The 16,500-nt window shown below is 25.2% G+C and carries 12 protein-coding genes; 3 read left to right on the plus strand and 9 right to left on the minus strand.

The annotated features are described in order from the left end of the window. Positions 1-42: 42 nt before the first annotated feature. Positions 43-990, minus strand: a complete 948-nt coding sequence (locus AACK83_RS08815; protein WP_338956758.1) for a rolling circle replication-associated protein — start codon at positions 988-990, stop codon at positions 43-45. Between the two features lie 447 nt (positions 991-1,437). Between AACK83_RS08815 and AACK83_RS08820 the strand changes: the two genes are divergently transcribed. Continuing rightward, entirely contained in the window at positions 1,438-2,385 is a 948-nt protein-coding gene (locus AACK83_RS08820) for an ankyrin repeat domain-containing protein (RefSeq protein WP_338957764.1), read from the plus strand. A 56-nt stretch (positions 2,386-2,441) separates the two neighbouring features. On the opposite strand, the gene AACK83_RS08825 is transcribed toward AACK83_RS08820, so the two are convergent. The 8 genes from AACK83_RS08825 to AACK83_RS08860 form a co-directional block, all read right to left on the minus strand. Then, positions 2,442-3,113, minus strand: coding sequence for a copper homeostasis protein CutC (locus tag AACK83_RS08825; protein WP_338957766.1), 672 nt, complete (start codon positions 3,111-3,113; stop codon positions 2,442-2,444). An 18-nt stretch (positions 3,114-3,131) separates the two neighbouring features. Further along, positions 3,132-4,307: a methionine adenosyltransferase gene (metK, locus tag AACK83_RS08830; protein ID WP_422397105.1), complete on the minus strand. Its 1,176-nt coding sequence runs from the start codon at positions 4,305-4,307 to the stop codon at positions 3,132-3,134. An 11-nt stretch (positions 4,308-4,318) separates the two neighbouring features. Next, positions 4,319-5,305 (minus strand): alpha/beta fold hydrolase, encoded by a 987-nt coding sequence (locus AACK83_RS08835; RefSeq protein WP_338957768.1) that lies wholly within the window; start codon positions 5,303-5,305, stop codon positions 4,319-4,321. A gap of 30 nt (positions 5,306-5,335) precedes the next feature. Next, the gene (locus AACK83_RS08840) at positions 5,336-6,163 is read right to left on the minus strand and encodes a TIGR00282 family metallophosphoesterase (protein WP_174480992.1); all 828 of its coding nucleotides are present in this window, start codon (positions 6,161-6,163) and stop codon (positions 5,336-5,338) included. Positions 6,164-6,178: 15 nt separating this feature from the next. Then, positions 6,179-6,493 (minus strand): YlxM family DNA-binding protein, encoded by a 315-nt coding sequence (ylxM, locus tag AACK83_RS08845; RefSeq protein WP_174481096.1) that lies wholly within the window; start codon positions 6,491-6,493, stop codon positions 6,179-6,181. Beyond that, the gene (gene ftsY, locus AACK83_RS08850; RefSeq protein ID WP_338957770.1) at positions 6,486-7,469 is read right to left on the minus strand and encodes a signal recognition particle-docking protein FtsY; all 984 of its coding nucleotides are present in this window, start codon (positions 7,467-7,469) and stop codon (positions 6,486-6,488) included. Before ftsY ends, ylxM begins: the two co-directional genes overlap by 8 nt. A 219-nt stretch (positions 7,470-7,688) precedes the next feature. After that, entirely contained in the window at positions 7,689-8,666 is a 978-nt protein-coding gene (locus AACK83_RS08855; RefSeq protein WP_338957772.1) for a DnaJ domain-containing protein, read from the minus strand. 162 nt (positions 8,667-8,828) lie between these two features. After that, positions 8,829-13,556, minus strand: a complete 4,728-nt coding sequence (locus AACK83_RS08860) for an ABC transporter permease (protein WP_338957774.1) — start codon at positions 13,554-13,556, stop codon at positions 8,829-8,831. A gap of 324 nt (positions 13,557-13,880) precedes the next feature. On the opposite strand from AACK83_RS08860, the gene AACK83_RS08865 reads away from it, so the two are divergent. Then, positions 13,881-16,013: a hypothetical protein gene (locus AACK83_RS08865; RefSeq protein ID WP_338957776.1), complete on the plus strand. Its 2,133-nt coding sequence runs from the start codon at positions 13,881-13,883 to the stop codon at positions 16,011-16,013. A gap of 210 nt (positions 16,014-16,223) precedes the next feature. Further along, positions 16,224-16,496 (plus strand): hypothetical protein, encoded by a 273-nt coding sequence (locus tag AACK83_RS08870; RefSeq protein ID WP_338957777.1) that lies wholly within the window; start codon positions 16,224-16,226, stop codon positions 16,494-16,496. Positions 16,497-16,500 lie beyond the last annotated feature (4 nt).

Below are 16,500 nucleotides of genomic sequence, written 5' to 3' on the forward strand. Positions count from 1 at the left end.
TTATTATAATTTAAAAAAATAAAAAAAATACTAAAAATTAAACTAATGTAAAACTTTTTTCTTAAAATTTATTTCTTCAACTTTACTACCAAAAACTTTATAAACCCAAGTCAAAACATCTCTATCTCTATGATTTAAATAACCAATTTCACTAGTCCATAAATAATGTTTATACGATAAAGCACTTAAATATACATATTTTTCGTAATCTTCATATTCTTTAAAATAATCATTTACAACAGTACTCTCAATAATAGCACCAATCATCACAGTATCACCATTACTATCTCTTTGAGTTTTAAAATAAAATACATTTGTTGCATTAAAACTTGCTTTAATTATATCTCCAATTGTCAATTTTTTAATACCACGAACAACAAGAGGATTTTTACAATTACGACTAAAAGCATAAGCCTTTACACCTACATCTGTCTGATTTATAGATTTAACATCATCCATGGCTTTTGTAACATATTTTCCTAAATATTTAATAACAAATTCATTTGTACCTTTTTTAACTACTTTTAAATCATTAAAACCATGAGTTCATCATTCTGCTAACATACTTTTATATATCTTTCTATTAAAAATTATATGAAAATGAATAGCACCACGAGATTGATATTCATAAACATAAAAATACTTTAATTCTCCTAAATTTTGAAAACGTTTAGGGTCATTTCATCACTTTTTTAATTTAATAAAAAATAAACCAATATCTTTTTTTGCTTTTTTAATATCTTGCATATTATTTTTATAAGTCAAAGTAACAAAACTTAACATTTTACTATTATAAAAATTATGTAATGCTTTTTGAATTAAATTAGTTTTAGTACGAGAAGTATTATTTCTCAATTTTTGTTTATTTCCAACATAACATTTACCTTTTTTATTTCCAATATTATTTAAAAAAGAAATAGGTAAAACAACATTTTTAACATAACAAGCATAAAAAATTTTTTTAACATAAAAATCTTGTTGAATATCCATATATAAAACTTCCGCGTTCTAGGTTTTAAAAAACCAATTTTATACATTTTAATAATAAACAAATCTTAACATAAAAAATTATAAAAACAAATAATAAAAGAAAAACGATACTTAATTAATTTAAACAAATCTTAACATAAAAAATTATAAAAACAAATAATAAAAGAAAAACGATACTTAATTGAATTAATAATATATGAAAACCAAATATTTTACAATATAACTTTAATATGCAAAAATACTTGTAAATTAAGTTATTTTTTAAAAAATTTCTTTTCTTTTTTATATATTTTAAAATTATTTTTTAATTAAAAATTATAATTATCTATTACTAGTAAAGAAAATGTGATATTATATTATTAAAATTTAATATAAGTTTTTGACCTATTTACTTTATTTCAAAATAAATAGGTTTTTTGTTTTAATTTAGAAAAGGAAGATAAAGAAATGCCTAAAAATAAATTTTTAACAGCTATTGAAGAAGGTGACTTACAAACAGTTAAAACTTTACTACTTAATCCTGATAACAATAAGTTCGATATGGAGGGTGCCTTAATAACAGCCGCTGATTATGGTCACATTGAAATAGTTCAATTTTTAATAGAAAATAATACTGATATCAATCATATAAATAGTACAAAAGATACTGCTTTAATGTTAGCTGCCGAACAAGGTCACACAGAAATAGTTAATCTTTTAATAACAAACGGTGCTAATGTTAATCATATAAATAACACAAAAGATACTGCTTTAACACTTTCTATTGAACAAGGTCATGAAAATATAGTTAAAATTTTAATAACAAACGGTGCTAATGTTAATTATATAAATAAAGATTATGATACACCTTTATTATTAGCTACCAAAAAAGGTTACATAAAAATAGTTAATCTTTTAATAACAAATGGTACTAACATTAATTATATAAACAAAAATGATGATACAGCTTTATTATTAGCTGCTGAACAAGGTCACACAGAAATAGTTAATCTTTTAATAACAAACGGTGCTAATGTTAATCATAAAAATGAAATCAATGGTGATCATACTGCTTTAACACTAGCTGCTGAACAAGGTCACACAGAAATAGTTAATCTTTTAATAACAAACGGTGCTAATGTTAATCATAAAACAAAATTTGGCAATACTGCTTTAACAAAGGCCGCTAAAAATGGCCATTTAAATGTAGTTGATTTATTAATAGCCAATGGTGCTGATATTAATCAAATAAATTTACGTGGTGAAACTGCTTTAATAAGAGCACAAAAACAAAAACATACAAAAGTAGAAAAAATTTTAACAAAACAATGTTCTTTAGAATCTAATAAAAATGAAATCAATGCAACTAATTATAATAATAAACCATCAATAAAGGTTACTGTTCTTTTGTATTAAAAGAACAGTAACCTTGTTAAATGTTTAATCTTATCTATTATAAAACTTTTTATTATTTATGCCATATTTTTAATATTATTAATTAATTGATAATTAATAGGATTATTAAAATTATTATCTTCGTGCACACATTTTCCAACGTGAATATCATTAATACCATTTTTTAATAAAACATTAACATTTTCTAAATTAACTCCACCACCAGCAAGAATTTTTATTGGTAAATTTAATTTCTTTAATTCTTTAAATTTATTAATATTATTTACAATATTATCTTGACCACCAGAAGTTAAAACTGTAGTAACACCTAATTTTACTAACTGTTCTAAAGCTTGTTTTTTATTAAAAATTTCATCAAAAGCACGATGAAAAGTTATTTTTAAAGGCTTTGCTAATTTAATAATTTCACTCATTCTTTCAACATCAATATTATTATCTTTAGTTAAAATACCACAAACAATACCTGATGCATGAGTTGTTTTAATAAATTCAATATCTCTTTTAAAGATTTTAAAATCATTATCAGTAATATTAAAACCATTATTATTATTATTTCTAACCATAACCATTACTGGTTTCAATGAAATTTTACATGCTTCAGCAATCAATTCATAATTTGGAATATAACCACCAAATTCCATAGCAGTACAAAGTTCAACTTGATTAGCTAAAGAATTATTAATTTTTTCTATATCTTTTAAAGATGTAGCTATTACTTCTAAAAACATAAAATATCTCTCCCCATCTTATTTTTTTGATAAATAAGTTTTCAATAAACTAACTTTATCTAATTTCTCTCAAGGTAATTGTAAATCATTTCTACCAAAATGACCATAAGTTGATAATTGTTGATAATTTTGTTTAAATAACTCTAATTTATCAATCATAGCACTAGCAGAACAATCAAAGACTTGATAAATTATTTCTGTTAATTTTGCCTCTGTTAAACCGGAAATAATAGTTTGATGAGTATTAACAAATATTGCAATTGGTTCAGGAGTTCCAATTGCATAAGCTAATTGTACTTCACAAATCTTTGCTAAGTTAGCAGCAACAATATTTTTAGCAATATACCTAGCATAATAAGCACCCGTTCTATCAACTTTAGTGGGATCTTTTCCTGAAAAAGCTCCCCCGCCATGACAAGCAGCTCCACCATAAGTATCAACCATTAATTTTCTTCCTGTTAAACCAGTATCACCAGCAGGTCCACCAATTACAAATTTACCAGTTGGATTAATTAAATATTTAAAATCAAGATTTAAATGATATTTATTAGCAATATATTGCATAATTTCTTTATGAATAAATGTTTTAAATTGTTTTTCATCATAATTTGCTTGATGTTGAATGCTCATTAAAATAGTATGTATTTTTAAATTTTTAGGGTCTTCTTGATCAATAGTAACTTGCGCTTTCATATCAAGAAGTGCATACTTAAATTTTTTTTCCTTTCGTAATTTTGTAGCTCGTTTAATTAATTCATGTGCTAAAACAATTGCTAATGGCATATATTCTGATGTTTGCTGACATGCATAACCAAACATTATTCCTTGATCACCAGCACCAATTTGATGATTTTTTAATTCAACACCTTGTAAAATATCAGGTGATTGTTCATGAATTAACACTTTAATTTCACAAGTAAAACCATTAAATCCAATTTCATCATTTATATAACCAATTTCAGTAATAACTTTTCGCGCAATTGCTTGATAATCAACTTGAGCATGACTATGAACTTCACCACCAATTAAAACAAAATTTGTAGTAATAAAAACCTCACATGCTACTTTGGCATGTGGATCTTGTTTTAAAAAAGCATCTAAAATTGCATCAGCAATTTGATCGCAAATCTTATCAGGATGACCAGGAGCAACAGACTCACTAGTAAAAAGAGGATGGGTAATATTAGGTATTAATTTCATATTTTTTAACCTTTCTCAAGTAAAATTTTTTTTGTAATTCATGGCATAATTTCATTATCAAATATATCTTTAATATTAGGTTCATTAATTAAAGCATGTTTACCATCAAAAATAAAAACATAACTATGATGTTTCTTCCAATATTTTTTATTAATTTTAAGTTGATGAAAATCACTAAATACATCATCAGCACTTTGCAAGATTAACGTTGGAAGTTTTGAATTACTAATTTCCATTATACTTTTTTTATTAATTTTTTTAAATTGTAGTAAAAAACGTAATGATCAATTTTGACGATTACTATATCTTTGATTTATATTAGTAATATGAGCATTATTACTAGAAATATCTTGATTTTCAACATAGATTGGCATTTGAATATTAGAATTAAAAATAAAAGCAAAACAAAAACAAATAATAAAACTTAATGAAAATTGATAAAGATTTTTTTTAGTTACTAAATTACTAGTAATTAATGCTGATACTTGTGAATTATTTTTAACAGCATGACTAGCAATAGCTGCGCCTAATGATTCACCAAAAATAATAATTTTTTGATTAGGATATTTAGATTTTACTGCACTTATTATATCTTTTAAATCATTAATATCAGTACCTAATGATTTAAATTTTCAATCTTGTCCATTTTTACCATTACCTCTTCGATCATAAGTAATTAAAGATAGTTGTGATTTTTTACAAAAAGAACTTAATAATTTAAAATCATCTTTTTGACCTTGCAAGCCATGAGCACCAATAATAATGACTGTACTTTTATCAACCATTTGCTTAAATAATTTTACTTCATAACCATCACGTAAAATAATTACCTTTTCTCGTATTTCAGCAGCTTGTTGTACATGAACATTATCTTTAATTTTTGCCATTAATAAAATTCTTAAAATTATTAAAATAATTAATATACTAATCCCAATTAAAATCGAATATAAACCATTTTTATCAGTAAAAAAATTAGCATTGTTTCATATCATGTTAAAGTTAGTCCCTTCCTATATTTGTAATTATTCGTAAATTTTAAAATTAGGTGCTTGTGGATGAATAAAAATACGTTCAATTTTTTGTGCTTTATTTGTCTCATCATTAATAGTTAATAAAACAGCTGAAAATTGACCTTCACCATCAGCTGGACTAAATTTTGCCGGCATACTTTTTTTATCACGAATAATAACTTCTTCAGCTTTAGCACCAATAATAGAATAAAACGGACCTGTCATTCCAACATCACTAATAAAAGCAGTACCTTTTGGTAATAAACGATTATCTGCTGTTTGAACATGAGTATGAGTTCCTACCACACAAGTAACTTGACCATCAAAATTTCAAGCAAAAGATAACTTTTCCGCTGTTGCTTCAGCATGAAAATCAATAATATGAATGTCACTTTTTTCTTCACTATTTTGTTTATCAATCGTAATAAGTTGTTCAAGAGCAAAATAAGGATTATCAGATTTATCCATGAAAGTACGACCAATTAAGTTTGTTACACGTACTTTTTTATTACCAACTTTAACTAAAATTGTACCATTACCTGGATGATAAGGATTATAATTTAAAGGACGCAATAAATCGGGAGTTGTATTAATATACTTAGCAACATCAGGATGACCAAAAATATGATTACCGGTAGTAATAATATCAATACCAGCATTTTTTAATTCATCATAGTGTTTTTTACATAATGATTTACCATGAGTAGTATTTTCACCATTCGCAACTACTAAATCAATCTTAAATTGATTTTCATATTCCTTTTTTATTTTAGGAATTCAATATTTAACCATTTGTCTACCAACAATACTGTAAATATCACCAATTATTAAAATCTTCATTAATTTCCACCTGCTTTATTCTATTTTATCAATTTCTTGTAAAACTTTAATAAAATTATACTTTTCCGTATATTTTTCATATATTACTTGTCGTTGTTTATATTTTTCATAAAGATGCAACTTACTTTCATATTTATTTAATAAAATAATAACTTTTTGTAGACTATCATGAACAGCCGTTCGTGATACTTTTTGTAAATCAGCGATTTCTTGTAAAGATAAATTCTCAATAAAGTAATTTGTAAAATATTGTTTTTGTTTTGCTGTTAATAATGTATTATAAAAAGCAAATAAACTATAATATAAAACTTGTTTTTCTAAACTATTCATTTTCATACTCCACAAACAAATTACTTGTTAAACTAAAAATATACTTATCTAAATCAAACTCTTCCAAGTCATTAATACCTTCACCAAAACCCATTAATTTAACAGGAATATCTAATTCTTCCTTAATAGCAAGAATAATGCCACCTTTAGCAGTGCCATCCATTTTTGTTAAAATAATGCCAGTCAAAGAAACAATTTTCATAAATTCTTGCGCTTGATTAATACCATTTTGTCCAGTTGTACCATCAATTACTAACAATGTTTCATTAGCTTCATGTCCTAATTTCTGAGTAATAATTTTATTAATCTTTTTTAACTCCTGCATCAAATTAACTTTATTTTCTAATCTCCCTGCTGTATCAACAATAATAACATCACAACCTTCAGATTTAGCTGCTTCAATTCCAGCATAAACAACACTAGCTGGATCTTGCTTTGGTGTTCCTAAATAACAAGGAATACCAATTCTTTCTGCTCAAATTTGCAATTGTTCAACTGCACCAGCACGAAAAGTATCAGCAGCAACTAGAATTGGTTTTTTACCTTGTGTTTTTAATTTAGCTGCTAATTTAGCTGCTGATGTTGTCTTACCATTACCATTAACACCAACAACTAAAAATAACGAAATATTATTACTACTAAAATTTAATCTTGTAGAAACCAACTGACCATCAGTATAAATAACAAACATTTTATCAATAATAATATCATTAATATCTTTTGGTTTTGTTAATTTTTGGATTTTAGCTTCATGACGAATTTCATCAGTAATAGTTTCTGCCATTTTGTATCCAACATCTGCTAAAATTAATACTTCAGTTAATTCTTCAAAATATTGTTCATCAAGTTGATGATAACGCGCTGCTAATGCTTTAATTTTAGATGCAAATAATGTTCTTGACTTTTTAAGGCCCTGATCATATTTAGTTGTCTTTTGACCAAATAATTTTGTCTTTAAATTTTTAAAAAATGCCATATTTTCACCTACATTGTTTATTATACCAATAAATAACTAGTTATTTATGACATTAATACTTTAATTTTATTAAAATATTAATAGTACGATTTAAAAGTTTTATTTAATAAGTAATTTATTATATTTTAATTTAATAATAAATCCAAAAAATATCAATCATTTTTTCTTGATTTTAGCTAAAAATAAAAGATTGCTTTTGCAATCTTTTAACTTGTTTTATTAAATACATGATGAATTTGATGGGTTATATCCACTTGTTGAAGGTTGATTTTGTAAATCCATTGCATTTATTTTTTTAGTTTTATTAAAATTTAATCGGTTTATTTTTTCTTTAAATACATGTTTCTCATTATTAACAATTTCTTTTTCTAATAATAAATTTTTAAGTTGATCAGTCTTAATTAAAATATCCTTATTTATATCTTTGTTCTTATTAACACAACCAAAAGTAAAAATAATAATAATATAATTTAATAGTGAATTTATTTTTTTCTGTTCAAAATGTGCAATATCTCTTTCAATATTGGTAATTTCTCTTTCAATATTAGTAATTCTTTTAGTTATATTTAATAAGATTTGTTGATTTTGTTTTATTCTTAATTTTTTCATTTTTTTTAAAAAAAATTTAGAAACTTTCTTATCTTTTGAAAAATCTTTGGCAAAAGATAAACTATCATTACCCATTTTATCTTTCTCAATAAAATTAGCACCTTTATCAATTAATAAATTAATAAATTTTAAATCAGCATTACCCATTATAGCATAATGTAAAGGAGTATTATCTCTATTATTTTTGGCATTTATATTAACGCCATATTTAATTAATAGATCTGCAGCTTCTAAAAAATTATGAAAACATGCATAATGTAAAGGAGTATTACCAGAATTATCTTTTTCATTTATATTTAAATTATTTATTTTATTAGTAAGAAAATAAATAACTTCCTTATTATTACCATTTTGTAAAAAGTAAATAAAAAGTTTTTGATCAAAAACTTTTCTTAAGTTTTCATCCGTTAATATTCTTTTTGCTTCATTCAATTCTTGCATTTTAAGTTTTGATTGAGGATTATTATTTTTATCTGGGTGAGTTTTTAGAGCAGTCTGTTTGAATTTTTTTTTAATTTCTGCTACTGATGCTGTTGGTAATACATTTAATATATCATAATAATTAGAAATTAATGATTCATCTTTCAAAATTCTTTTTTTCTCCTTTCAAAATAAAAAACCCATTTACTTTAAAATAAAGTAATGAGTTAAAAACTATATTTAGTTTTCAAATAAAGTATACATATTTGACTATTAATTTGGTAAATTTAAATATTTAAATTTACCAAACATTCTTTAGTGAACTTTATTTTATTCATCAGATTTTAATAATTCAATTAAATTCATTTTATTTAATTCATGATTATTGATAATAAATGTTGATATATATATACCACCAATTATGGTAAAACTTACTGGTAATATTCATCATGTTATTGTAAATGGTAAAGCCACACCAACAAAACTAGTAAGAATAGAAATTAAACCATAAATTGCAAGGAAACCTAGGGCAAATCCTACAATATAACCAAGTAATGCTCAAGGTGTAAAAATACCTAAAGTAAAAGAATTAATTTCTCAATTAGTATATCCTTCTGCTTTCATATGAGCCATAAAACGACGAAATTGATCGGTAAATAAATCAGTAATCATAATAACAATTAATATTGAACAAATAATCGTTGTCACAATAAATAAAGCACTAGCACTGAAAGCAATATCTGAAATTTTAGTAAGCATTGCTTGTTGTCTTGATAATAAATAATTTTTTTTGACCATTGGTATATTTTGATTACCACTTAAACTAGTGGTTGCATAAATAGTATAATCATCTAAATTTGATTTAAAACTCATTCTTCCAATTAAATCAAAAACATTAGCATTAGCACTTAACTTACCATTAAATCATTGAAATACATCCGTTCCTGAATAATAAGGATTATCATCAATATAACTATAACCCATAATTTCATTAGCTCATTTTTGATCAACATAGGCTTTAGGAGTATCATAAGAATCTTGAATTCCCACAACTTGATATGTATGAAGTGGATTATCATTACCCGTAATATTTTTTCATCATGTTGGCATGTTATTTTTAATATCTGCTTGTAAACTATCAGCATTAATATTATTTTCTTTAGTTAAAATATTATTATTAACCATTCCCATAAATCATTCTGCTGGACGGTTTAATAAAATACTTAATGGATCTTTAGGATCAAATCCATTATATGGCTTTACCAAATCATATGAAAAAGGTCTAATTCATTCACCTGTTGAATCGGAAATACGTGATAAATCAAAATCAATAGTTTTAGCATTATCAGCTGTTGGAATTTTACCCTTTATAGCATGATGATCAATATCAGAAGGCAATTTTAATCAAATATCATTAACATTATTTCAAGTACTAGGTTCATTATTTATAATTGGTTGTCCTTTTTCATCATACATACCATTATACCTAGTGCCGTGGATATCACTATATTCTTTACTATTATCAGATAATTTTATTTTTTGATCACCACGATAATTTCATTTTGTTCCACTTTTTGATCAAATGCCACCATTTGTAGTATAAGAATCTGTTGGTGGTGTTTCACCGTAATATCAATTTTCTTTTGGTAAAGGAATACTTTTACCATCAATATTTTTATAACATAGAGTATTAACTTGTGGTACACCACTAAATTGTGAACCAACATCTAATCCAAATTTAGATTGAAAAGCACGATTGATAACCATTGGAATAGCATTAGCATTAGCATTATATTTTAAAGCTTTAACTTCATCATTTTTTAATACCAACATCGCAGTATTGGGATTAATACCAATAACATCCATTAGTTCTTTTTTAGCAATTTTTGTACTTTCATCAACACCAACTTTAAACTGTGTTACTAATTCTTCATCTGGTCCATTAATATCACCATTATTAGTAGTTTTTGGATTAAAAGCAATAGTATTATGACCAATACTAAAATAATCATAAGGATCTTCTTTAATATTAGGTCTTGGCAAACTATCAATACTCTGACGAACAAAGCCTGGTAATACTTGCTTTAAAATTTCTTTAATTGCCTCTGGACCAGGTGGCACTCCAGGATTGGGAACTTGCAAAATATTAGGTAATTGGCCACTTGCAAAATTAACAATATTATATGAAAATATTTTTGATGGTGTATTATCTTCTTTACTTAAATCAGTTATTAACTGATTACTAAAATCTTTGCCACCTAATCAACTATATGATCAAACTAAATCATTAAGATCTAATGTCCCTGTTGATTGTTCTTGATAATAAGAGGACATTTTTTTTATAAACTCTGCTCTTTCAGATTCAGGAAAAGATGAATCAAAAGTAAAAATATCAGCAAAATTATTAGTTAATTTTTCTTTTTTAAACAATAATGGATTATATCATCCAACACGTGCCTTTTTCTCATCATAAACAATTTTATCTTCAGGTCAAGGCATAGCACCATAAGTTGGATAATATTTCTCACCGCTTGGTCGATTAAAAAAATCTCATGAATATAATCCATATTTACTCATTGGCATATTCGGCATTGGTGTTTGATACTCATAATAATTTTTATATTTTTGAGTTTTGAAATAATTAACTTTTAAACTATTAATAGTGGCAGGAACTAGTGTTGTTGCTACAATTGAAAGTGAAGCTAAAGTAATAACTCCTGAAGTAACTAAAATTTTTTTTCAACTAGTTTTTGATAACGATAATAAAAAGCGAAGACGAAAATTATTTTGTAAAAACTTGCTAGTTCTACTTTTAGAAACACCTAAAGCTAAATCACTATCTTTTTTAATTAAAAATAAAGGATCACGTTTTAAAAGACGAAAGGCAGTTAATAAAGTAACAATTGAAATAAAACCAATAATTAAAACAATTGAAATAAATAATGGAACAACATCAAAGTTAAAAACATTATATGGTAAAACAAATAAAGTATTAAAAATCTCAGTTAAATATACCTGAATTACAAGACCAACAATTCAGCCAATTGGAATTGCAATTAATAGTGTTAATAATGGATATGCCAAATAAGAAATCGTAATTTGTCATGTTTTATAACCTATTGATTTTAAAATACCCATTGAAACTTGTCCATGTTGGATTGCTTTTTTAACAATTAAAGTAGTAATAAAAATAACAACCGTTAGTAAAAATAATACTCCTACTATTGCTGCAAATAAAAATCCAATTATTGCTGAATTAAATATCTTTTCTTTACTATTATAAAGCGAAAACTGACTATTACTACTTGTAACTACAGGATTTGGATTAATAAGGTATGTAGAAGACGATTGTGGTATTGGAACTGTATTACCATATTTCTCAACTAAATACTTATTATAATCATATTGATTTAAATCACTAACACCATTATCACTAAATATTGTTTTTTGAAAAAAATCATTAAATAAATCAACATCAAATTCATGAATACTATTTTTAGGAACATTATTTCATTTTGTAAAATACATTAAAGTATTATCAGTTTTATCTGCTGTCTTATATCAATTTCCATCATTTCATGCTGAAGGTGTAACATAAGCAATAAATTCAGTTCTTGTATTGGGAATTGGATCTAAGTCACTAATCGTTGGATAAATATCATAAGCATCACCACCAATACCACTAACAATAAAGTCAGTACCATTAATATTAATATGATCGCCTGGTTTATACGCTTTATTACTTTTATTTTTTCTTGCATATTGTGGCGTAATAACTATTTCATTTTTACTTGTTGGTGCAACACCTTCAAATACTTTTAGATTAGTATGATTTAAAGCATTAGGTAAACCAATATCAATAATTTTAGTATTAATTTGAGTATTATTAATTACTCCAGCACTGGCAGTAAATTGATTACGAACATATAAATCACGCATTTGTAATGCTGCAACCGCACGAATTAAATATGAAGAAAAAGCGTCTCTTTCAGTGCCATCACTAATCATATTATAGTTAAAAGGTGAATGATAACCAATAGAAGTATTAGTAAAATTAGTATAAATGTTACTATCTGATTCTGTTGCAGAAAAATTACGATAAATTCTCATTCATTGACCATTCATACCATAATCATTATCTAATCTTGGATCAGGTTCAGTTTCCTTAACTACTTTAATAAAAAGTTCATTTCTTTCTGTTTGATCTTGTAAATTAACACTATCAGGAATAGTAGCATCATTAGAAGAAGATCTAAAATTTATTTTATTTTCTAAAATTCAAGTGGTAACTTTATCATTATCAGTCTCCTTTAATATCGGATCTGTTGAATGTTTTGTAATCCATTCCTTAATAAAAGTATTAATAGATTGAAGAATATTGGGTGCTGTTTTTTTTAAAAAAACATCACGATATAAATCATCTGCTGCTGTTTTAAAATGGTTTTTTAAATTCTCATTAGCAGCATTTTTTGACTTTAATAATAATTGACCATAGATGCTTGCTTTAACATTATTATTATTCAAATTAAAAATTAAAGGATTATCTGGGTTTGTTCATCTTATATCATTAAACCCAGTAATATTACCTATATTATCACGAGTATAATCAATAGTTAAGTTATCTTTAGTGATTGGTAGGATTTCTTGATCTGTCCCTATTTTTGTATCATCAAAATAAAGAGCTTTAATACTTTTACTATTAGTTCCATCTTGAACATAAAATCGACCTAACTTTAAACTAAAAGCTTGATTAGCAATTTGTTTAATACCTTGCGACACTGGTGAATAAGGTAAAACAGCATCAAACTTAAGATCATTTAATCCTAATTGATTGCTTCCTTCAATCATTCTAACGTACGAAATTCAACTTCCAGTAACCAACGAAGTTGCAAAAGCAGTAAGTAATAATAAAATAACTAATTGTAATTTACTTTTTCATGTAGCTACTAAAGTCTGCTTTAATAGTAACGCATTCTTAAATAAACTTTTTTTTGTTTTTTTATTAGTAGACACCATTTTTTTATTATTCGCTTTTTCGCGTTTATTTAACCTTGCCATTACAGTTCTCCCTAATTCCTGAAATTAAAATTTTACATTTAATTTTAATTATTAAGTTCACATATGGATTAATAATATCACACTTATACAAAATTAATATATAGGATAATTTTAAAATAAATAATAGATAGTTTTTATAATGTTTAATTTTTCTCTGTTTGATATATTACCATATTTAAATTGTTTATTTAAATAAATTTTAAAATTAAAATAACTAATGATACAATTTGTAAGAAATGAATTTAATTATTTTCAGAGTTAAATGTATTAAATTTTAGTAAAATAAAATTGACAAAAATAACACTTTATTTAAGGAGAACTGCTATGAAAAAAGTATTTACCAAGTTAGGAATTATCTTAATAGCAAGTGCCACTATTTTACCTCTATCAGCTTGTACCTTTAATTTTTATGTTAACCGTGTAACTAATAGTATCGCTAAAAGTTTTGCTGACCAAACTTCTGCTTTAATTAAAAGTATGGTTATGTCAAAAGAGTTAGGTGCTGATACTAGTAGTACTAATGATGATATTATGGGAAAAATTAAAAATAATAGTATTAATAATTTAACTAAAAATACTAGTTTAGATAATTGAGGTGATTTACAAACACGTTGAGGGGAAAATGGAAAAATTGATGTAAATAATTTTGATCCTGATAATTTTTTTAAAGCTTCTGGAACAGGTGAATTAACTAAAACCATCAATAGTAAAAAACAAGTTAATGATGTTTTTTCATCACTTGATTATATTAGAACTATATCAATTATGGCTAACCCACAATTAGAAAATATAGTTGTAGGTGCTGGTATGGACCCCATTTCTAGTTTTTTAAAATCATTACAAGGTGACTTAAGCACTTTACCAGCTGGATTACAATTAGTTGCTAATTTAATTAATAACTATGGTCCTAATTTTTTAAATCCGCTAACTAGAATATTTGGTAATTTAGTCAATGGCAGTTGATCTGATCAACAAACTTCTACACCCACTGATGAAGAAACATTAATTAAATTTATGAATAATTGAAAAGATGATAGTGGTCAACCTTATAGCGCTTGAAATAATGGAGAAAGATGAAAAATAAGTCCAACTTTAGGTCAACTTCCTGGTCACAAAGTAAGTGATTGAAAGTCAAAACAAGATTATGATTTATATCATGGTGGCACTTTAATTAATTACTTGTTTTGAAAAATGAGTGAAGACAATAAAATTTTTGGTAAAGATGGTAAAAGTCCACGATATTTAGGTGGCGTTCTTTCAGAACATATAACACTTGATGGAAGTTGACTGGATACAGGTAACATAAAAGTTCATTTTGATGATAAAGGTTTTTTTGCTGATATAGAAAGATACCTTCCCTATCTTTTAACTAACCCACTTTATATCTTAACAATTATTGAAGCAATTATTCCTGTTATTAAAAAATGAATATTAGATATGCCAGATATTACTGAAGGTGTTAAAAACTTAACAATTGGTAATGGTTATCCATCAAAGCCAAGTGCTGATAGCTATAATTTACTTGATATTATTAATACTATAAAATCTTTAATTAGCCAACCAGAAAAATTAAAACAAATACTTCTAACCGTATTTGGTAAAACTACAGCAGAAACTCGTGGTTTTGATACATTTCTTTATGATCTTAAACTTAATTTAACAATACCAAAACCAACTTCTTTACCGGTAAATTTAACTTTAGGAGGACTGATTGGTGATGAAATGTATAAACCTGATGACTTAATTGATACCATTATTAAAGCAATTAATACAGATAGTGTTAAAAATACTATTGATAGCACTACTGATCTAATTACCAAAATTTCAGAACAATATCCAGGTAATGAAGGTATTAATATTGATTTACAAGATTTAGAGAATTTTTTATTTAATAATACTATTGGTCTCTTAATAATTTTTAAAAATGATACTATTGTTACTCTAAAAAACATAATTAATAAAAGTGATGTAACAGCAACCGATGTCGAAGAATTATATAAATCATTAGGTGGGCACATTAATAAAGATGATCCAGAATATCCAACTTTTACTCAAGGTTCAATACTGGATATTTTACAAAAAACTATGCTTGAACCACACAGTCAACTAAATAATATTTTAAATTTATTACTTGGTACTACTGATGAAAGTCATAAATTAGGAATTAAAAATATTATTACTGCTAATAATAATCAATGAATTAAAGATAACTATGAAGTTTATTTTGATGCTGATAACACAACCGGCATTAATAAAAAAATAGGTAATACTTCTAATATTACTATGACTAAAACTACCATCAATAATATTGAAACAATTAATTTAAAATATGATTTTACATATAAAATTAAAAACACTACATATCATTTTATTATCACTGCTATTGATATTGAAAATTTAATTGATTTTCAAGGTATACGTACTTTTAAATTTAAAAGTATTACTTTAGTAAAATAAAAAACTAATTTTAATAATATTATTTACTAGATATTTAATAAAAAATAATAGTTATCATAATAATAATTATTTTTAACTATAAAATATATGACTATATACTATACAATTTTAATTTTAATGCTATACTTAAATAAGTGCTTATTAATCTCATTATATCAGATATTATTATCAGATTTATCAATTAGGCGCCAGAAAGAAGAGGCATTGTTAATGGAAAACAATCAAACAATCGAAGCATTATTAGAAGAAATTAAAGTTTTAAAAGAAACAGTAATTACTATTAATGCAAGTTTAACAACACTTGTAAAAATCACAGAAGAACGTGAAAAACGTTTTGCTGAACGTGGAGCAAGAACACAAGGGGATAGAAATTCTTCTGATCGTGGAAACTTTAGACCACGTTCTGACCGTGGTAATTCTAGTTGAGGAAACAGTGGTGGATTTAGCAGACGAGACCGTGACGACCGTAATCGTAAAGGATAATTTA

Origin of the sequence: Spiroplasma endosymbiont of Tiphia femorata, from assembly GCF_964020225.1 — a bacterium.
Classification (GTDB): domain Bacteria; phylum Bacillota_I; class Bacilli_A; order Mycoplasmatales; family VBWQ01; genus Spiroplasma_E.